The following is a 19,349-nucleotide window of genomic DNA, read 5'->3' as shown; positions in this document are numbered from 1 at the left end:
GTCTTCCTCACTCCGAAAAGGTGCTCTTCACGGCGCGCACGAAGGCGCGCACCGCGTCCGCGTCCTTGATACCGGGGCTCGTCTCCACTCCGCTCGCCACATCCACTCCGTAGGCCCGTGTGGCACGCACCGCCTCGCGCACGTTGCCCGGATTCAGCCCACCGGCCACCAGCACCGGCACGCCCACGTCCGTCAGCCGCGCCACCAGCGACCAGTCGAAGCCCACGCCGCCTCCGCCGTAGCCCGGCGCCGCTCCGTCCAAGAGCAGCGTCGCCACGTCGCCCACGCCCACGTAGGCGCGCGCCCGCTCCACGTCCTCGGGGCCCCGGATGCGCAGGGCCTTGATGACGGGCACGCCATAGCCCGAGCACGCCTCGGGCGGCTCGTCTCCGTGCAGTTGCACCGACGTGAGCCCGCAGTCGCGTACCCGGGCCCGGATGACGTCGGGGGACTCGTTGACGAAGACGCCCACCACCGCGCCCAACGCGGGCCGGGTGCGCGCCAGGGCCGCCGCCACCTCGGGCGTCACGTACCGGGGCGAGCGCGCGTAGAAGTTGAGCCCCAGCGCGTCCGCGCCCGCGGCCCACGCCATGCGCGCGTCCTCCAAGCGGGTGAGCCCGCAGATCTTCACCCGCGTGCTCATGTCGTGTTCCCAGGCGCGAGCAGCCGCGCCAGTGCCTGGCCCGGATGGGGCGCGCGCAGGAGGGACTCCCCCACGAGCACCGCGTCCGCGCCCGCCGACCGGGCCGCCACGAAGTCCTCGTGCGTCTTGAGGCCACTCTCGGCCACGAACGCCTGGGCCCGGCCGCGCAGCCGCGGGATGACCTGCAGGGCGGTGGTGATGTCCGTGCGCAGCGTGGCGAGGTTGCGGTTGTTGATCCCCACCAGCTCCGCGCCCGCCTGGAGCGCCCGCTCGGCATGCTCCTGGGTGTGGGCCTCGACGAGCGCCGCCACCCGGCACGCCTTGGCCGTGGCCACCATCTCCGCGAGCTGTCCATCCTCCAGCGCGTCCGCGATGAGCAGCACCGCGTCCGCGCCAAGGGCCGCGCTCTCCTCGATCTCCTGGGACGCCACGAGGAAGTCCTTGCGGAGCACGGGCACGGACACGGCCGCGCGCACCTGGAGCAGATCCTCGAGGCTGCCGCCGAAGTCCACGTCGTCGGTGAGCACGCTGATGGCGCATGCCCCCGCGGCCTCGTAGCCCCGCGCCACGGCGACCAGGTCCGTGTGCGGGAAGTCACCGCCCGAGGGGCTGCGGCGCTTCACCTCGGCGATGACGTTGATGGGCAGACCCGGACGGTGCCGGGTGAGGGCGGCGGCGAAGTCCCGCCCGGGGGGACGGGGATGCTCGGCCACGCGGGGCCCGCGCGCGGCGAGTTCCCGGCGCTTGCGCGCGAAGATGGCCGCGAGCTTGTCGCCTTGTTGAGACGCGCTCATGCCGCACCGCCCTTGACGAGCGCCGCCAGCTTGGAGGCCGCGGCGCCGGAGTCGAGCGACTCCACCGCCCGCATCGCGCCTTCCTTCAGGTTGGCCGCCTTGCCCACCACCACGAGCGCCGCCGCGGTGTTGAGCACCACGGCGGTGCGCACCCCGGAGCGCTCGCCCGAGAGCAGTGCCCGGAAGCGCCGGGCGTTGTCCTCCACGTCCCCGCCGATGATGGACTCGGGCGACACGCGCTCGAGCCCCGCGTCCTCGGGGTGGAGGGTGAACAGGCGCACCGAGCCGTCCTCGCGCAGCTCCGCCACGTCCGAGGCCGTGCACGGCGACAGCTCGTCCAGCCCATCGCGTCCGTGCACCACCCAGGCGCGCTTGCTGCCCAGCCGCGAGAGCACTCGCGCCGTCTGCTCCAGCCGCTCCCCGGCGAAGGTGCCGAGCAGCTGGTAGCGCGCGCCCGCGGGGTTGGTCAGTGGGCCCAGCAGGTTGAAGAGGGTGTGCAGGCCGAGCTCACGCCGGCTCGGTGCCACGTGGCGCAGGGCGCTGTGGTGCGAGGGCGCGAAGAGGAAGCCCACCCCGTGCGCGTCGATGTCATGCGTCACCTGCTCGTGCGAGCGGTCCATGGGGACGCCCAGGGCCGCGAGCACGTCCGAGCTGCCACAGCGCGAGGACACCGCTCGGTTGCCGTGCTTGGCTACCGTCACCCCCGCTCCCGCGGCCACGAGGGCCACGGCGGTGGAGATGTTGAAGGTGTTCGCCCCATCGCCACCGGTGCCGCAGGTGTCGAGCACCACTTCGGAGCGCGGATGGATGCGCGTGGCGCACGCGCGCATGGCCTCGGCCGCTCCGAGCAGCTCGTCTTCCGTCTCACCCTTCATGCGCAACGCGACCGCGAGGCCACCCACCTGGGCGGGCGTCGCCTCGCCCGCGAGCATCTGGCCCATCACCGAGATCATCTCCTCGCGGGTCAGGTCCCGCCGGCTCACCGCTCGGCTCAGCGCTTCCTTGAGCGTCATGGCTACTCCGATCGCGCCACGTCACGGCCCGGGGCGCCCGGGTTGCCGATGGCCATGCGGGTCTCGCCGGGGATCGCGTGCGGTTGCCAGCCACGACGGCGGATCTCGTCGTTCACACGCTCGATGTCCTGGGCCGTCGCGTCTGGTTGCATCACGATCAACATGGCTGAGGGTTCTCCGATAGGTGCCGTCGCCTGGGGAAAGAGGTGACGGTTGTTGAGGGGTCCTGCTGTAACCGGAAGGGAGTCAGGGCACTGCGATTGTAGGAAACGCGTCCGCCTCTCCCGGATTCCCGGAGTCTGACTGGGACGAATCAGGGAATCAATGTAGGACGGGAAATAGGGACTTCGAGGGAGGGTCGAGCCGTGGGCAAGCCGGACGTCATCGTGGTGGGGGCGGGGCTGGCGGGGTTGACGTGCGCGAGGCTTCTTCACCAGGCACGCGTGAAGGTGCGCGTGCTGGAGGCGGGCGACGGGGTGGGGGGCAGGGTGCGTACGGACGCGGTGGACGGCTTCCTGCTGGATCGAGGCTTCCAGGTGTTCCTCACCGCCTACCCGGAGCCCGCCCGGTGGTTGGACTACCGGGCGCTCGACCTGCGGCGCTTCTTTCCCGGGGCGCGGGTGTGGCGCGAGGGACGGATGCACCTGGTGGCGGATCCCTTCCGCCGGCCGCTGCATGCCGCGCTGCATGCCTTCAACCCCGTGGGTTCGTTCATCGACAAGTTGCACGTTCTGGACTTGTGGAAGCAGGCACAGGCCGGCCCGGTGGAGGAGGTGTTCCTGCGTCCGCAGAAGACGTCGCGGGAGTATCTGCGCGACGTGGGCTTCTCCGATGCGATGCTGGAGGGTTTCCTCCAGCCCTTCTTCGGCGGCATCTTCCTGGAGAAGGGGCTGAGCACCTCCAGTCGGATGCTGGAGTTCGTCTTCCGGATGTTCGCCACCGGGGCCACGGTGGTTCCCGCGCGGGGCATGGGGGCGATCTCCGCGCAGCTCGCCGCGAAGCTGCCCGAGGGAGCGCTGAAGCTGAACACGCCGGTGGAGGAGGTCTTCGGGCACCGGGTGCGGCTGGCGTCGGGGGCTCGCGAGGACTGTGACGCGGTGGTGGTGGCCACGGACGCGCTCGCGGCGGCGGAGCTGCTGCCCGGCATGCCGTCGCGGCGGATGAACGCGGTGACGTGCCTGTACTTCGCCGCCCCCGAGCCGCCCGTGCGCGGACCCTATCTGGTGCTCAACGGAGACGGGCGGGGGCCGGTGAACAACCTCGCGGTGATGAGCGAGCTCTCTCCCGAGTATGCCCCTGCCGGTCAGGCCCTCGTCTCGGTGTCGGTGCTGGAGCCGGTGGAGGACACGGAGTCACTGGAGGCGCGCGTGCGCGAGCAGCTCACGGAGTGGTTCGGCGGAGGGGTGAAGGGGTGGCGGCACCTGCGCACGTACGAGCTTCCCCGGGCCCTGCCGGAGCAGTCGCCCGAGGCCTGGGAGTCGTCTCCTCGGCGGGTGAGGTTGTTGCCCGGGTTGTATGCCTGTGGGGACTACCGGGAGCATGGCTCCATCGATGGGGCGATGACGTCGGGGCGGCGCGCGGCCGAGGCCCTGCTGCGAGACTGGGAGCTGCCACTGCCATGACGAGGAATGAATCGACGCGGGGCGCGCATCCCGCCTGGCTCGTGGCCTCGTCCGTGGGCGTGGTGGCGTGGACCGCCCTGGTGCGCTGGAACCCTCCCCACTTCTTCGCGTGGGCCGCGCTCTACTGCGCGCTCTGGATGGCCGTCTCGGTGTTGGCGCTCGGAAGGGAAGGGCGGGCGCGGCTGGTGCCCCGGGGCGAGGACGTGCTGTGGGGCGTGACGTTCGCGGGGGTGCTGTACGTGGGCTCACGCGGCGTGTTGTGGGCGCTGTGCGGAGGCTTCTCTCGGGTGCTCTGCGAGCCCTTGCTGGATGTCTATGCGGGCTTTGGCCGGGGCGGGTGGCTCTCCGCGGTGGCGCTGGCGCTGCTCATCGCCCCCGCCGAGGAGGTGTTCTGGCGCGGGGTGGTGCAGGGGGCCCTGCGGCCGAGGGTGGGCAGCCGGGGCTGTGTCGTGGTGGCCGCCGCCCTGTCGAGCCTCCTGCTGCTCTTCTTCGAGGAGCCCCTGCTGGCGCTCGCGGCGTTTCCCACCTCGCTCGCCTGGGGCCTGCTCGCCGAGTGGCGTCGCGGTCTCGTGGCCCCGTGGGTGAGCCACGCGCTCTGGGATGTGCTCATCATCGTCCTGTTGCCAGTCGTCTGACGCAAGCCCGCGTCCTCGAGAGGGAATCGCCATGAGCCAGCCCACCGCCAGCGCCGCCGCCCCGACCTTCTACCCCATGCTGCGCTACAAGAACGCGCCCGCGGCCATCAAGTGGCTGGCCGCCGCTTTCGGCTTCGAGGAGCACCTGGTGGTTCCGGGGCCCAACGACACCGTGGCCCACGCCGAGCTGCGCTTCGGCACGGGCATCTTCATGTTGGGCAGCCAGAAGGACGACATCTACGGCAACGCCGGCATGGCCCCGTACGTCTACGTGCGCGACATCGACGCCCACTGTGCCCGGGCTCGGGCCGCGGGGGCCGTCATCGTGAAGGAGCCCTTCGACACCGACTACGGCTCGCGGGATTACGCGGCACGTGACTGCGAGGGCCATGTCTGGAGCTTCGGCACCTACCGTCCTGCACCGTGAAGTCGCCGCGCGACGGCGGGAGCTTCGCTGTCCACCCCGGCGCGCGGGAGGGTAAAAGGGCGGCCATGAAACGTACCCTCCGCACCCTCGCCACCACTGCGCTGCTCTTGTCGGGCGTCGCCGGTGCCGCCGAGCCCGCCCCGGCTCCTGCCCGCCTGCCCTCTGCCGCCGAGCTCAAGCGCATGACGGCGCGCTTCGCTCCCGTGGACATCCAGGTGGATGTCTCCAAGCTCCCGGAGAGCGAGCGGCGCGCCCTCGCGAAGATCCTCCAGGCCGCCCGCATCATGGATCCGCTCTTCATGCGCCAGGCCTGGGCGGGCAACGAGACGCTGCTGCTGTCGCTGCTCCAGGACACCTCTCCGCTGGGCAAGGAGCGGCTGCACGCTTTCCTGCTCAACAAGGGCCCCTGGTCGAGGCTCGACCACAACGCGCCCTTCGCGCCCGGGGTGCCCGCCAAGCCGCTCGAGGGCAACTTCTACCCGGCCGGCGCCAGCCAGGCGGAGGTCGAGGCGTGGGTGAAGTCCCTGCCCGAGGCCCAGCAGCGGCAGGCCACGGGCTTCTTCACCACCGTGCGTCGGGGCCCGGACGGCAACTTCGTCTCCGTGCCCTACAGCGTCGAGTACCAGGGGGAACTCTCCCAGGCCGCGCGCCTGCTGCTCGAGGCCGCCGAGCTCACCACCCAGCCCACGCTGCGCGCGTTCCTCACCCAGCGCGCCGCCAGCTTCCTGAGCAACGACTACTACCCGAGCGAAGTGGCGTGGATGGAGCTGGACGCGAGCATCGAGCCGACCATCGGGCCCTACGAGGTCTACGAGGACGAGTGGTTCAACTACAAGGCCGCCTTCGAGGCCTTCATCGCCGTGCGCGATGACGCCGAGACGCAGAAGCTCGCGAAGTTCAGCGGCGAGCTGCAGGGGCTGGAGAACACGCTCCCCATCGAGCCGTCCATGCGCAATCCGAAGCTCGGGGCGCTCGCGCCCATCCGGGTCGTCAACAGCCTGTTCTCCTCGGGGGATGGCAACCGGGGCGTGCAGACGGCGGCCTACAACCTGCCCAACGACGAGCGCGTGGCGGCGGAGAAGGGCACCAAGCGCGTGATGCTCAAGAACATCCAGGAGGCGAAGTTCCAGCGTGTGCTGCTGCCCATCGCCCAGGTGGCGCTCGCGCCGAAGGATCGCAAGGACGTCTCCTTCGACGCCTTCTTCACCCACATCCTCATGCACGAGTTGATGCACGGCCTGGGTCCCCACAACATCACCGTGGAAGGCAAGCAGACCACGGTGCGTCAGGCGCTCCAGGTGGCGTCCAGCGCGCTCGAGGAGGCCAAGGCGGACATCTCCGGCCTGTGGGCGTTGCAATCGCTCGTGGACAAGGGCGTCATCGGCAAGGAGATGGAGCGCACCATGTACACGACGTTCCTGGCGTCGGCGTTCCGCTCCATCCGCTTCGGCATCAACGAGGCGCACGGCAAGGGCATTGCGTTGCAGCTCAATCACTTCCTCGACACGGGCGCGGTGGTGGTGGCCAAGGATGGCACCTTCTCCGTGGTGCCGGGCAAGGTGCGCGAGTCCGTCACCGCGCTGACGAAGCAGCTCATGGAGTTGCAGGCCCACGGGGACCGCGCTGGCGCCGAGGCGCTGCTCGCGAAGATGGGCGTGGTGCGTCCCGAGGTGAAGCGCGTGCTGGACAAGCTGGAGAACGTGCCGGTGGACATCGAGCCGCGCTACGTCACCGCGGACAAGCTCACCGCCGAGTTCGGCAACGCCCCCGTGGTGGGCCGGTAGTCGTGCTTATGTGACACCCCTGGGGACATTCTGGAACCGACTCAGAATCGTCCCCAGTACAAGGCAAGCGCCAGGGTGGGGCCTCCTTCTGGGAACTCCCGCGCTTTGTGTGATTGCCACTCCCGGTGGTTTGACGGGCGCACCCGTATCTCCGTGTAGTTCTGGAGCGAAGACTTTTAGTCGCGTTGCTTCTGGAGGTGCGCCGTGTCCACCCGTCTTGTTGGCCCGTGCCTGCCTGGCGCTCGGCTGAGCCTCCTGCTGCGCGGCTGGTTGCTCATCGTCCTCTTCCTCAATGCAGCATGCGCCACGGGTGTGCCTCGGGGCGGCCTGTACACGCCACTGACACCCCATTTCCATGAGGCCGCCGAGTCTCCCACGGCTGAAGCGGAGGCCGAAGAGGTGGAGGCGGATGAGGTCGCGGACGAGCTGGTTCGCCTCTCCCTGCCCACCCGATTCGGGGCCGTGCAGGTGAGCGATTTCGAACTCAACGAAGCCCTCACCACCCTGGTGCTGAATATGCCGCTGCGGGTGGCCGGCTCCCACGTCCCGCTCTACCTCCACCGGAAGCTGGCGCTGGCCACCTCCGTCCCGCTCACGGGAGAGGAGTGGCGTACCCCATTGGCGCGGTCCTACGGGGGGTTCTGCGAGCGGCGAGGCACGTCGGGCGACTGCCTGGAGTTGTTCAAGGACGGGCCGGGCCTGGACGGTGAGGACAAGCGCGACCTCGCCCTGGCACTTTCCTTGGATGCGGCGCTGGAGGCCCGGGACGCGCAGCTGCGCGGCATGTTCTCCACGACGCAGCTCTGGACGACGCTGAGCCTCACTCTCATTGGATACATGGCCCTGGTCGCGGCACCCGAGCCCGTTTCCAAAGGCGTCGCCGCTGCACTCGCCTTGCTCATGTGGGGCTACCTGGGCTGGGAGCTCTTCGACCTGGTTCGAGCTTACTTCCTGCTCTGGGAGGAGGCGGCGGAGGCCAGCACGTTCGCGGAGCTGCGCGAGGCGGGGGACCGCTTCGGCAAGGTCATCGGGCCCAACAGCGTGCGGATTCTGCTCCTGCTGGGCACGGCGGCGGTAGGGGAGTCGGCGGCGCTCGTGTCCAAGGCCCCAACGCTACCGGGCTTCGCGAAAGCCGCCGGTACGCTCAAGTCCCATGCCGGCATCCGAGACGTGCTCACGGCCGTGCAGGAAGCGGACAAGGTGAAGGTCGCCGTGGCTGAGGGCACCTTCAGTGTCGTCCTGCCCGCAAATGCCGTGAGCATGGCCGCGAGGGGCTCTCCGGCACGCGTGGACCCGCCGAAGAAGAAGCCGGACGTGCATCACATCGCCACCATCGAGAACACGATTGCCACCGTCCGTGGCGGGCCTTGGACGCAGAAGCTCAAGCCATTCTTCGACAAGGCGGGCATGTCGATGAAGGATCCGGCGAATACGGTTCCACTGTTCGGGCACAAGGGACCTCATCCCAAGGAGTACCATCAAGCCGTCCTTGACCACTTGAAGAGGGCGACGGCACGGTGTCCCAATCAGCAGGAGTGCGCCGTGGCATTGCGGCAAGCGCTCCGTGAGTTGGCCGCGGAAATCACCACGAAGGGCAGCAGGCTCAACAAGCTGCTGACGACCAAGAGGTCACCGCCCTAGGAGTTCTTCATGGCGAAGCGGTATTTCAGACTGGTCGATGACGTCTACACCCCGGGCCGGTGGGAACTGGGAAGTCCTCTGGATGAGCGGGAGCAGGAGATTCGTACCTGGTTGTTCGAGCAGGGCGAGCCCGCTCTCGTCGAGGGGCGAATCCGGATTCCTATCTATGCCCCTGGCAAGGCGCTCGACTTCTCCTTGCTGGCGGGTTCGTCGATTCCCGTGGTCGATGCCAGGGTGGCCGCCGTGTTCGCTAGGCTGGCCCCCAGCGATGTGCAGCTCATTCCGGCAGAGGTGGAGGGACAGAGCGAGCCATACTTCCTTCTCAACATCACGCGTGTCGTGAAGTGTATCGACGACGAGGCTTCCGACGAGGTGCGCTACGTGACACCGGAGCATGGACTGCCAGACCAGCTCGGAGAGTACCGGTCCGTGATCGGCATGCGCATCGACCCCGCGAAGGTGGGCGATGCCCAGGTGTTCCGTACCTGGGGCTGGGTCGCCATCGTCGTCTCCGAGGCCATCAAGGAGGCCCTTGAGGAACTGGGCGCGACGGGGACGAAGTTCCAGGAGGTGACCGGCCCCAGCACCATCAGTGCGGAGGAGCGCGCGCGGGACCGGAAGAGCCGCGAACTACTGGAGACGGCGGCCTCCGCTCGTGAGGCGGCCTGGCGCACCCTGGGCTCGCTGGACAAGGAAGTCTTCATGCCCATCGCCATGAGCGGCTCGTGGCCGGGCCAGAGGCAGCTCTGGAGCGTCATCCGTCGCGAGGCAGGGCGTACGCTGCTGGTCACGCACGGACTCTCGGACCCCTTCATCGAGCGCCTGGAGCCCTCCGTGGGCTTCGGTCTGGAACTCGCCCTGGAGGTGGACGCGGCCGTGAAGGACATCTCGAAGGGGTGGCCCCTGCTGCTGCTGGACCGTGTGGCGGATGAAGTCGCCGAGCACGAGCACGTGCGCGAGGGGGTAAAGGCGGGCCTCTTCTCCATGGAGGTGTCCGGCAAGGGCATGCCCAGGTCCCTCGTCACTGAGGAGGGCAGGGTGGCTGTGCTGCTGGGCGTGGCGTCACGCACGCTGCCGAGTCACTTCTCCACACCCTATGGGGCGGTGAAGCTCGTCACCGTCAAGGCGTTGCTGCCCTCGGAACTGGGGTACGTGCTGGAGCACGGCGCGGAGGGACAGGCCGAACTGGTGCGGTGCTTCGTGGAGAGTGGCGAGGAGCACCTGTCCCGTCTCAAAAGGAAGCCCGTGGCGTAGCACGGAGCAGCGGTATCTCAGAATCGTCCCCAGTACCTCGCGAGGGCGAGGGAGGGCGCCTGGCCCTGGGTGAAGTAGGAAGACGCCTCGTCCCTGGCGTATTCCAAGAAGCATCGGACTGCGTGCTTTTGAGCCGATGAGAGGCCATCGAAGCGTTCGAGCTGCCAGTGACGAAGTTTCTCGTCCTGGGAGGATGTGCCCTCTGGCAGGGTGAGGCCGTACACGGTGTGTGGCATCAGGTTGCCGTAGTCCGCCAATGCGCCCATCAGGTAGGCGGGAAGGTAGTAACGGAATCCTTCCGAACTCGTGAACGAGATGCTGTGGTATTGCAGCTCGGCCAGGGACAAGTCCTTCCAGTGCCGTCCCTTGAAGGCTTGGGACAGCTCGGCACTCTCCCAGTCGTCGGGATTGTAGCCAATGCGATCCTCCGCCGGAGGGTGCGCATGGTCGAACGCAGATTCGATCTGGCTCCGAAGAGCGTCAAGCCTGACGGTTTCCATATTGGCTCACCTGTCTTACCTGGAACAGCGCTTCAACAGATGCGTACATGCCGTGCGGAGGCGGCGAGCGATGGATCCCATGGGCATACGTCCTCCAAGCGTAGCGCGCATGGCCGAGCTGGGGTTTTACCCTCCATTGCCCGCGCGCAAGCCATGGTTGGTTTCTCCACCGCGATGTTCCGTGGTCAACGGGCCGCGCCCCCTCCGCCGGGGAGTTGCTCACCGCCGAATCCAGAAGCACCCCTCGGGTTGGCCGCTCGTCGTGTTGGCCGCGTGGGCCTCGTGCGCGTTTTCCCGTGCACGAGGGGTGGAGCCATGATGAGACATGTGTCCCATGCGCAGCCACGTTCCTCGCGGTCCCTGGGGTGTCCTCATCGCGCTCACTGTCATCGGCGCGTGGCTGGGCCACCTCGTCTGGTTGCTCGTGGGCACGCGGCTGTCGCTTGCCTCGCCGCTCGCCTGGCTGCACATCGCGCTGCAGGCCTACCTGTGCACGGGCCTGTTCATCACCGGCCATGACGCCATGCACGGCACGGTGAGTCGCCACCGGTGGGTCAATGAGACCGTGGGCACGCTCGCCTGTTTCCTCTTCGCGGGCCTGTCGTACCGGCGCCTGGTGGTCAACCACCGCGCCCACCACGCCGACCCCACCGGTCCGGACGATCCGGACTTCTCCACCCGCACCCAGTCCTTCTGGCCCTGGTTCACCACCTTCATGGTTCGCTACATGACGTGGCCCCAGTTCCTCGTCATGGCGGCCAAGTTCAACGTGCTGCTGTGGCTGGGCGTGGCGCCGTGGCGCATCTGGGCCTTCTGGGTGGCGCCCGCCGTCATGGGCACGGTGCAGCTCTTCTACTTCGGCACCTACCTGCCGCACCGGCGCCCCGACACCCCGGAGATGCGGCCCCACCATGCGCGCTCCCTGCCGCGCAACCACCTGTGGGCCATGCTCTCCTGCTACTTCTTCGGCTACCACTGGGAGCACCACGAATCCCCCTCCACCCCCTGGTGGGCGTTGTGGAGGATGCGGGATGCCCGGGCTCGTGCCGCCGCGGCGCCCCCCGAGCGGGCCGTGGGCTTGTAACCGGATGGGGGGTTGAGGCGTTATGGAAGGAACCATGCGCCACCTGCCTCCCGAGCCCCCTGGTTCCGAGATCACCTCCGAGTCGCTGTATCTGCGCCGTCGCGAGTTCATCAAGGGCGCCGCGCTCTTCACGGGGACGGCCGCCGCCGTGGGCACGGGTCTCCAGTTGCTCAGCCGCCGGCCTTCCGGGGGTGGTGGTGGAGGGGGCGGGGGCGGACTCGAGGGCTCGACTCCCACGGTCGCGGGCGAGGTGCCCAAGCCGAAACGGCCCCGCGGTCCCTACGACACCGACGAGACGCCCACGTCCTACGAGGACGCCACCACCTACAACAACTTCTACGAGTTCGGCCTCGACAAGGGCGACCCGGCCGAGAACGCGCACACGCTCAAGCCGCGCCCGTGGACGGTCGTCATCGACGGCGAGGTGGCCAAGCCGCAGCGGGTGGACCTGGACACGATGCAGTCCTGGTTCCCCCTGGAGGATCGCGTCTACCGGATGCGCTGTGTGGAGGCCTGGTCCATGGTGATTCCGTGGCTGGGCTTTCCGCTGGCGGGGCTCCTGCGGCGCGTGGAGCCCACGAGCAAGGCGAAGTACGTGGCCTTCACCACCTTGAAGGATCCCGCGCAGATGCCCGGCCAGCGCGCGAACACGCTCGACTGGCCCTACGTCGAGGGGCTGCGTCTGGACGAGGCCCTGCACCCGCTCGCGATGCTGGCGGTGGGCATGTACGGCAAGGTGCTGCCCAACCAGAACGGCGCGCCGTTGCGGCTCGTGGTGCCGTGGAAGTATGGCTTCAAGGGCATCAAATCCATCGTCCGCATCTCGCTCACGGAGAAGGAGCCGCCCACCACGTGGAACCTGGCCAACGGGCGCGAGTATGGCTTCTACGCGAACGTGAATCCCCAGGTGGCGCATCCCCGCTGGAGCCAGGCCACCGAGCGCCGCATCGGCGAGCTGCGCCGCCGTCCCACGCTGCCCTTCAATGGTTACGCCGAGCAGGTGGCGAGCCTCTACACGGGCATGGACTTGCGAAAGTCTTACTGACGCCCATGGCCTCGCCCCCGCTTCCCTGGCTCAAGCCGGCCTTCCTCGTGGGAGGCCTGTCTCCGCTGGCGCTGATGCTGCTCGACTTCGCGCACGGCACCCTGGGCGCCAATCCCATCGAGCGCGTGCTCAACCAGACGGGGATGCTCGCCCTCATCGTCCTGGTGGCCTCGCTCGCGTGTACGCCGCTCAAGCTCGTCACCGGGTGGACGTGGCCCCCGCGCGTGCGCAAGCTGCTGGGCCTGCTCGGCTTTGGCTACGCGCTGCTGCACTTCCTCGTCTACGTGGCGGTGGATCAGGGCCTGCGCCTGGGCGCCCTCGTCGAGGACATCGCGAAGCGGCCCTTCATCACCGTGGGCTTCCTGGCGCTGGTGCTGCTCGTGCCCCTGGCCGTCACCAGCACCCAGCGCATGGTGCGCCGCCTGGGCTTTCCCCGCTGGCAGCGGTTGCACCGGCTCGTCTACGTGTCGGTGTCCCTGGGGGTGGTGCACTTCGTGTGGCGGGTGAAGCAGGACGTGACCGAGCCGCTCGTCTATGGCGGGGTGCTCGCGCTGCTCTTCGCCATTCGCCTGGCCGAGGCCGTCCGCAAGCGCAGGGCTCGCGCGGCTCTGTCGGCCCCCTGAGGCGCTGGGGCTATTCCTTCTTCGGCGCCGGGAGGATGGTGTCCACCAGCGTCATGAGCTGGGCGCAGCTCACCGGCTTGCGCACGAAGGCGTTGATGCCCGCCTTCTGGCCCTTGTTGCGCACCTCGGCCGCGTTCGCGTCGCCCGTCATCATCAGGATGGGCGTGCGCGTCACCCTCGGGTCCTTGTGCGCGCGCACCGCGGCGGCGAGGTCCGCCCCGTTCATCCCGTCCATGTGGAAGTCGGTGAGGATGAGGTCCACCGGCTGCTTCTCCAACTCCGCCAGCGCCGCCTCGGCCGACTCCGCCTCGATGTACTCGAAGGCGCGCGCCATCAGGTAGATCTTGAGCAGCGTGCGGATGGAGCGGCTGTCGTCCACCAGCAGCACGCGCTGGGGCTTCACGCCCGGCTCGGGACGGGCGAAGGGGCGGGTCTCGTGGGCCGCCACGGCGAAGGCGCGCGCCGTCTCGGCGTTGAGCGTGCCAAAGGGCCGCGGCGTCTCGGGCAGCATGCCGGGACGGGTCACCGCGCCCCCGGACGCACCCGTGGGACGCGCCGACTCGGGAGAGATCGACGTGGAACGTGACGTGGACGTCGCCATCACTTCAGGCACAACGGTGGCCGACTTCATTGAGCATCTCCATGCAATATCCCCCCCCCCCACACACCACCAGACCAGGTGGTGATGTTCGCCCACGGTCACCCCGAAGTCAAAGTCCTGTGAGGTGCGAGGGGCGGGGAATCCGTGTTCTCAGGGAACTTCGAGCACGAAGGATTGACTCTTCACCTCGGGCAGGCCACTGGCGGTGGCCACGGACGGGGACAGCTCGTTGGGCACGCGCCACGTCTGGCCGGTGAAGTGGATGAGGGTGAGGGCGTAGCGTCCGGAGGGCACGGCGCGCAGGGGCTGGGGCTGCTGGGGGTTGCGCGCGTCGAACGCCCGGGCCTGGACGACGACGCGCAGGGACTCCACGAACACGGGGCCCATGTTCCAGGAGCCGTCGGGCTTGCGCATGGCGTTGAGCACGGTGGTGTCCAGTCCCGCGGCGAGCACCACCAGGTCCGGCAGTCCATCTCCCAGTCCCTCCAACCGCGGGTACTCCGCGCCCTCGGCATCGAGGACGCCGTTGCGGTCCAGGTCGTTCTCGTCGGCGAGCCGCTGCGCCTCGGTGAGCGACTCGCCCTCGGCGAGCTTGCGCACCACGACGCGGGGCCAGAGGTCGGGCACGCCGTCGCCGTTGGCGTCGTCGGGCTGGCCATTCTGGTCCTCGTCCACGAAGCGCACGAGCATGGCGGCGGGCCGCTGGTCCACCGCGCCCTGGTGGATGGGCAGCGGCTTGAGATCCAGCAGCTTGATGCTCGCGGAGCGCTCGAAGCGCGGAGAGCTGTCCACCCAGAAGACGGGGCGATCCACGGGCACGGTGCTCGTCTCGCCGAAGAGCACGTTGACGCCGGTGAGGGCGGGGAGCGTGTCGTCCGCGTTCTTGGCGAGCTCCAGCACGCGGGGCACGCGCGTGACGGGGTCCACCGCGGCGCCGCCCATGTCCCCGGCGTTGGGCTCGCCGGTGACGGTGTACCAGGGGATGAAGTCCGGGGTGTGGCAGGGCTGGGGGTTGGTGCGGCACGTGTCCGCGTCGATGAAGCCGCGCACGAGGTAGCGCCCCGGGGCCACGAGGCTGAAGGTGTAGGGCGCGGTGAAGGGGCCCGCGGAGGTGTCGTCCGCCGGGCCGAAGAGCCGCTCCTGGGGGATGACGGTGAAGCTCAGCGGGCGGCCCGTGCCCTGGGGCGGCGGTGGCCGGGCGGCGTCGTAGAGCAGGACGATGGCGTTGCCGCGCACGCGGCCCTGCACCACCACCTGGCCCTCGATGCGCGACAGGTTCTGGCGCTGGCGGTAATCCGCGGTGGCCTCGACGGGCGGGGGATCGCAGTGGAGGGACAGCAGGCCCGCGAGGACGAGCCCCCAGCGGAGGGTCGGGCGAAGGGCGCTCATGGAGTCACCGTCAGGAGGGCGAGCACGCGGCGCTGGATGCGGTTGCCGAAGGGGTGCTCGGAATGGGGCGGGCCCAGGTTGGTGCCCACGAGGGCCACCGAGACCTTGTCCTTCACCGGCATGTAGCCCACGCGGGCGCTGATGACGGCGTAGGAGGGCAGGGCGTTGGCGATGGCGTCGATGCGGGTGGGCTCGTCCGCCGCGGGCTCGCGCTCCACCCACTGGGTGGCGGAGGACCAGGCCACGTCCAGGCCCAGCTCCAGGTTCTGCCGCGTGCGGTAGGTGACGCCGCCGTAGAGCTTCACCTGGGGCGCCTGGGTGCAGGGGCCGCACAGGCCGTCCTCGCCCTCGGCCGTCAGGTTCTGGAAGGCGGCGGTGACCTTGATGCCCAGGCCGTCCACCGGGGCGAGCGTCACGCCGGCCTCGGCGCCGCGCGCGGTGTAGACGGCCGCCTCGTTCTGGAAGTACGAGCGGCCCAGCAGGTAGGTGCCCGTGGTCGTGTCCCACGAGTCGTTCGCCGTCGCTGACTGCACCGCGGACAGCTGGATGAGGTCGTACACGGTGTTCTGGTAGAGGGCCACGTCCCAGTCGATGCCGAGCCGGGGCGCCTCGCCGCGGTAGCCCAGCTCGAAGGCCAGCAGCCGCTCGGGCTTGAGCGTGCGGCTGCCCTGGGTGAGCAGGTTGGCGCCGTTGACGCCGGGCACCGGGAAGGCGAGCGCGGCGTAGCTCTCCAGGAAGGTGGGCTCGCGGAAGGCGGAGGCGGCGCTGGCGCGGAAGGCATGGCCCTCGAGGGGCATGTAGAGCGCGGAGACGCGGGGCGAGTGCGCCAGGCCCGGCTGGCCATTGTCCAGCAGCGGGTGCCGGTCCGCGCGGTAGGAGGCCATGATGCGGAAGGGCTCGGCGATCCGCCACTCGTCCTGGATGAAGGCGGCGGCGTGCAGCTCCTCGCGCAGCGTCACGAGGTAGTCCCAGTTCACGCGCTTGAGCCGTCCCTCCACGCCCACGTTCACCTGGTGCTCGCCCAGCAGCGAGAAGTTGTGGCTGTAGAGCAGCTCGGCGTTGAAGATGTTGGAGTCGATGCGCGTGGCGAGCGGGCGCTGGCCGTGGGCCTGGTACTGCGGCCCCGCGTCGGCCGACAGCGTGTTCCAGAAGGCCTTCACCTTCAGGGGGCCCAGGTTCGCGTCCGCCTTGACGAAGCCGGTCACCCCGTCCACGTAGAAGTTGCGCAGGGCGCCCGGCGGGTAGGCCTCCGTGTAGAGCTGGTTGACGCCGCCGGACAGGCCCAGCTCGGTGCCCGGCTTGAACTGGTAGACGGTGGCCAGGGTGGCGCGCGCGCTGCGCACGCCCAGGTTCTTCTCCGGGTCCTGGATGACGATGTCGGGACGATCCTCGGCGAAGTCCCGGCTCCACTTGTCCGCCTGCGAATAGCCCGCGGAGGCGCGGTAGTGCAGCGGGCCCGCGCCGCCATGGGTGACGAAGTGGCCTCCGGCCATGTTGCCGGTGCCGATGTGGCCCTGGAAGCGCGCGCGGGGGCCGGTGCCCGGAGCGCGGGTGATGATGTTGACCACGCCGAGCATGGCGTTGGCGCCGTACAGCGCGCTGCCCGGGCCGCGGATGACCTCGATGCGCTCGATGTCGTCCAGCTCCACCGGGAGCGAGGACCAGAGCGTCATGCCGAGGAAGTCCTGGTACTCGGTGCGCCCGTCCACCAGCACGAGCACCTTGTTGGCCAGGCGCTGGTTGAAGCCGCGCAGCGACACGTTGGCGCTGCCCGCCCCCATCGTCATCACCTCGGCCCCTGGCACGCGGCGCAGCAGATCCTGCACGGTGGTGGCGCCCGACAGGCGGATGTCATCGGCGGTGATGACGGTGGTGGCGTTGGGCGCCTCGAGCGAGGACTGGGCGCGGCGGCTGGCCGTCACCACGCGCTCCTCGTAGGGCACCGCGCCCTCGTCCTCGGTGGAGGCCCTGGTCGCGTCACCCGCGGAGGGCGTCTCCGACGAGGGCCGCGCGGAAGGGGCGGCCGCGGAGGACTCCGGCAGGGCCTCGGCGCGGGCGATGGCCTTCTCCAGGCGCTCCACCAGCGCGGCGAGCGACCGGGCCGCCTCGGGGCCGGGGGCGATGGGCATGGGCGGCAGCCCGGGCTTCCCCGTGGGAGGGGCCGCCGCGCCGGCCTGCGCGCTGGCCTCGGGGTTCTCCTGGAGCGACTGCTCGAGCTTCGCGAGCGTGGTGCGCACGCGGGCGGCGTCCGGGGGCGAGGCGTCGAGATAGCGCCGGTAGTACTCCACGGCCTCGGGCACCCGACCCGCGTCCTGGTAGGCGCGGGCGATGTTGTAGAGGACGTTGGCGTGGGGCTTGATGGCGTAGGCTTCCAGCAGCTCGGCGATGCCCGGGTCGTACTTGCCCTGGGAGATGAGGCTCATTCCGTTGCGGAAGTGGCGGCGGGCCTCCAGGCGGGGGTCGCCGAGGGCCGTGCCCGCGCACAACAACAGCGCCAGCGTGCCGGCTCGCTTCAGGGCGGTCGGGTTCTTCACCATTTTCAGTAGGGGTCGTCCTTGTACCCGGAGGAGTCCTTGCCCGCCGACGAACGGGGGCCGCTCCTCTTCTTCTGCTGTTGCTTCTGCAGCTTCTGGTTGAAACGGACCACCGGCCCTTCACCGCCAACGACGGCGGTGGCGCGCTGGTAGCCCTCGAGCGAGAACGTGACGTTGGCACTCGCGTGGCCCCGCGCATCGGGCGGCACGGACAGCTCCAGCGGCGTGCGTCCCACCACCTCGCCCTCGTAGGTCACCGTCGCGCCCTCCGGCACGCTGCCGAGCAGCAACTGGATGCGAGCGGGGGCGGGGGTGGCACTCGTGGGCACGAGCGGCGCGAGCTCATCCTCTTCCACGGCCTCTTCCGGGGCGGCGGGCGCGGGCTCGGGCGCGCGGGCCACGGCGGCGGGGGCCTGGCTCGGCTCGGGCGAGCGCAGACTCACCGCCGCCACCACGCCCAGGCCCAGCAGCAGCGAGATGGCGAAGAGGGCCAGGGGAAGGGTGCGCCGGGGGCCCGCCGTGGTCGCGGGCGCGGAGTCGCCCAGCGACAGGGTGTTGGCGCCCGAGGTGCTCGGCACGGGCAGGGGCCCGGTGCGCGGTCCGCTGAAGGGACCACTGCCCGTGTTGGGCACGGCGCTCATGCCGTTGCCGGTGAGCAGGGACGGCGAGGAGGAGGAGAAGGCGCCGCTGAAGCCCGCGGCCGAGGCGGCGCGGCGGATGCCCTCGAGCACCTCGTCCATGGACTGGAAGCGCTCGTCGGGGCGCTTGTTGAGGCAGCGCATCACCAGGGCCTCCACCTCCGGCGGCACGTCGTGCATGGGCCAGACGGAGGAGAAGGTGGGCGGGGCCTCGTTGATGTGCTTGAAGATGATGTCGATGCTCTGCGGGGAGTGGAAGGGGGGCCGCCCGACGAGCAGTTGGAACAGCACCACGCCCAGCGAGTACACGTCGCTGCGCGGATCCGACACGTTGCGCGCCTGCTCGGGCGCCATGTACAGCGGCGAGCCGAGGATGACGCCCGCCTGGGTGATCTCCGCGTTGGGCGGGCGCTCGCGCTCGGGCAGGAAGGACTTCACCAGGCCGAAGTCGAGCACCTTCACCACGTCATGGTCGTCCTCCTGGTTGAGGACCATGATGTTGGCGGGCTTGAGGTCGCGGTGGATGAGGCCGACGCGATGGGCCTCGCGCAGCGAGCGCGCCACCTGCTGGGCGATGTTGAGCACGCGCATCCACGGCAGTGCGCCCACCTGGGCGGACAGGTGCGCGAGCGTCTGTCCCTCCAGGTACTCCATGGCGATGTACAGCACCCCATCGTCCGTCTTGCCGTAGTCGATGATGGTGACGGTGTTGGGGTGGCGCAGCTTGGAGGTGACGGCCGCCTCCATGAAGAAGCGCTTCTGGAAGCCGGGATCCTTGCCCTCGCTGTACTGGGGGTTGAGCACCTTGAGCGCGACCAGGCGCTCGAGCGGTGACTGCATGGCCTTGTACACCCGGCCCATGCCCCCCGAGCCGAGTACTTCCAGGATGCGGAACTTGTCGTTGAGCACCCGCCCAAGCAGGGGGTCTCCGGGGTCGGACGGTGCGCTCTGCGCCTGGGTGCCACTGTGAATCATGCGCGATGCCCTCCGCCGGTGGGGGGTACGGGGCGGGTGTAAATCAGAAAACGTGTGTTGTACCGGATGCTAGCACTAGAAGCGAACCGCTCGAAAACCCGGCGCTTCGGGAGATTATCGGTTCCACCCCCACGCCTGTTGCGGCGC

18 protein-coding genes are annotated in these 19,349 nt (G+C 69.5%); 9 read left to right on the top strand and 9 right to left on the bottom strand.

The window, feature by feature from the left end:
• Positions 1-7 precede the first annotated feature (7 nt).
• From CYFUS_RS42905 to CYFUS_RS42890, 4 genes are read right to left on the bottom strand one after another with little or no spacing between them, the layout of a single operon-like run.
• On the bottom strand, positions 8-643 hold the full coding sequence (locus CYFUS_RS42905; protein ID WP_095990478.1) for a phosphoribosylanthranilate isomerase: 636 nt from the start codon (positions 641-643) through the stop codon (positions 8-10).
• Complete coding sequence (locus tag CYFUS_RS42900; protein WP_095990477.1) at positions 640-1,437, bottom strand: indole-3-glycerol phosphate synthase TrpC; 798 nt, start codon at positions 1,435-1,437, stop codon at positions 640-642. The genes CYFUS_RS42905 and CYFUS_RS42900 overlap by 4 nt, the downstream gene beginning before the upstream one ends.
• Positions 1,434-2,450, bottom strand: a complete 1,017-nt coding sequence (gene trpD / locus CYFUS_RS42895; protein ID WP_095990476.1) for an anthranilate phosphoribosyltransferase — start codon at positions 2,448-2,450, stop codon at positions 1,434-1,436. Before trpD ends, CYFUS_RS42900 begins: the two co-directional genes overlap by 4 nt.
• Before the next feature lie 2 nt (positions 2,451-2,452).
• Positions 2,453-2,614: a hypothetical protein gene (locus CYFUS_RS42890; RefSeq protein ID WP_232537131.1), complete on the bottom strand. Its 162-nt coding sequence runs from the start codon at positions 2,612-2,614 to the stop codon at positions 2,453-2,455.
• 201 nt (positions 2,615-2,815) lie between these two features.
• Between CYFUS_RS42890 and CYFUS_RS42885 the strand changes: the two genes are divergently transcribed.
• The 6 genes from CYFUS_RS42885 to CYFUS_RS42860 all read left to right on the top strand — a co-directional run bounded on the left by CYFUS_RS42885 (position 2,816) and on the right by CYFUS_RS42860 (position 9,813).
• Complete coding sequence (locus CYFUS_RS42885) at positions 2,816-4,072, top strand: NAD(P)/FAD-dependent oxidoreductase (protein ID WP_095990475.1); 1,257 nt, start codon at positions 2,816-2,818, stop codon at positions 4,070-4,072.
• On the top strand, positions 4,069-4,707 hold the full coding sequence (locus CYFUS_RS42880; protein ID WP_095990474.1) for a CPBP family intramembrane glutamic endopeptidase: 639 nt from the start codon (positions 4,069-4,071) through the stop codon (positions 4,705-4,707). Before CYFUS_RS42885 ends, CYFUS_RS42880 begins: the two co-directional genes overlap by 4 nt.
• Positions 4,708-4,738: 31 nt before the next feature.
• Positions 4,739-5,134 (top strand): VOC family protein, encoded by a 396-nt coding sequence (locus CYFUS_RS42875; RefSeq protein WP_095990473.1) that lies wholly within the window; start codon positions 4,739-4,741, stop codon positions 5,132-5,134.
• 65 nt (positions 5,135-5,199) lie between these two features.
• Positions 5,200-6,918 (top strand): dipeptidyl-peptidase 3 family protein, encoded by a 1,719-nt coding sequence (locus tag CYFUS_RS42870; RefSeq protein ID WP_095990472.1) that lies wholly within the window; start codon positions 5,200-5,202, stop codon positions 6,916-6,918.
• Positions 6,919-7,122: 204 nt separating this feature from the next.
• Positions 7,123-8,559, top strand: coding sequence for an AHH domain-containing protein (locus CYFUS_RS42865; RefSeq protein WP_157758978.1), 1,437 nt, complete (start codon positions 7,123-7,125; stop codon positions 8,557-8,559).
• A 9-nt stretch (positions 8,560-8,568) separates the two neighbouring features.
• Positions 8,569-9,813: an imm11 family protein gene (locus CYFUS_RS42860; protein WP_095990470.1), complete on the top strand. Its 1,245-nt coding sequence runs from the start codon at positions 8,569-8,571 to the stop codon at positions 9,811-9,813.
• A gap of 17 nt (positions 9,814-9,830) precedes the next feature.
• Here CYFUS_RS42860 and CYFUS_RS42855 read toward each other — a convergent pair whose 3' ends face one another.
• Positions 9,831-10,313: a DUF6714 family protein gene (locus CYFUS_RS42855; protein ID WP_095990469.1), complete on the bottom strand. Its 483-nt coding sequence runs from the start codon at positions 10,311-10,313 to the stop codon at positions 9,831-9,833.
• 334 nt (positions 10,314-10,647) lie between these two features.
• Between CYFUS_RS42855 and CYFUS_RS42850 the strand changes: the two genes are divergently transcribed.
• Genes CYFUS_RS42850 through CYFUS_RS42840 form a run of 3 tightly spaced genes read left to right on the top strand, consistent with a single transcriptional unit; the run spans position 10,648 to position 13,065 of the window.
• On the top strand, positions 10,648-11,397 hold the full coding sequence (locus CYFUS_RS42850) for a fatty acid desaturase (RefSeq protein WP_095990468.1): 750 nt from the start codon (positions 10,648-10,650) through the stop codon (positions 11,395-11,397).
• Between the two features lie 34 nt (positions 11,398-11,431).
• Positions 11,432-12,442, top strand: coding sequence for a protein-methionine-sulfoxide reductase catalytic subunit MsrP (msrP, locus tag CYFUS_RS42845; protein ID WP_095990467.1), 1,011 nt, complete (start codon positions 11,432-11,434; stop codon positions 12,440-12,442).
• A 5-nt stretch (positions 12,443-12,447) separates the two neighbouring features.
• Entirely contained in the window at positions 12,448-13,065 is a 618-nt protein-coding gene (locus CYFUS_RS42840) for a sulfite oxidase heme-binding subunit YedZ (protein ID WP_095990466.1), read from the top strand.
• A gap of 10 nt (positions 13,066-13,075) precedes the next feature.
• On the opposite strand, the gene CYFUS_RS42835 is transcribed toward CYFUS_RS42840, so the two are convergent.
• From CYFUS_RS42835 to CYFUS_RS42820, 4 genes are all read right to left on the bottom strand, one after another.
• Entirely contained in the window at positions 13,076-13,696 is a 621-nt protein-coding gene (locus tag CYFUS_RS42835) for a response regulator (protein ID WP_232537130.1), read from the bottom strand.
• Between the two features lie 120 nt (positions 13,697-13,816).
• The gene (locus CYFUS_RS42830) at positions 13,817-15,055 is read right to left on the bottom strand and encodes a hypothetical protein (RefSeq protein ID WP_095990465.1); all 1,239 of its coding nucleotides are present in this window, start codon (positions 15,053-15,055) and stop codon (positions 13,817-13,819) included.
• Entirely contained in the window at positions 15,052-17,592 is a 2,541-nt protein-coding gene (locus CYFUS_RS42825; protein WP_095990464.1) for a TonB-dependent receptor domain-containing protein, read from the bottom strand. The genes CYFUS_RS42830 and CYFUS_RS42825 overlap by 4 nt, the downstream gene beginning before the upstream one ends.
• Before the next feature lie 2 nt (positions 17,593-17,594).
• Complete coding sequence (locus tag CYFUS_RS42820) at positions 17,595-19,202, bottom strand: serine/threonine protein kinase (protein ID WP_095990463.1); 1,608 nt, start codon at positions 19,200-19,202, stop codon at positions 17,595-17,597.
• Positions 19,203-19,349: the final 147 nt, after the last annotated feature.

It is taken from the genome of Cystobacter fuscus (genome assembly GCF_002305875.1).
Classification (GTDB): domain Bacteria; phylum Myxococcota; class Myxococcia; order Myxococcales; family Myxococcaceae; genus Cystobacter; species Cystobacter fuscus_A.
Note: the sequence above shows the minus strand (reverse complement) of the source record. Positions and strands in the feature narration are given on the sequence as shown.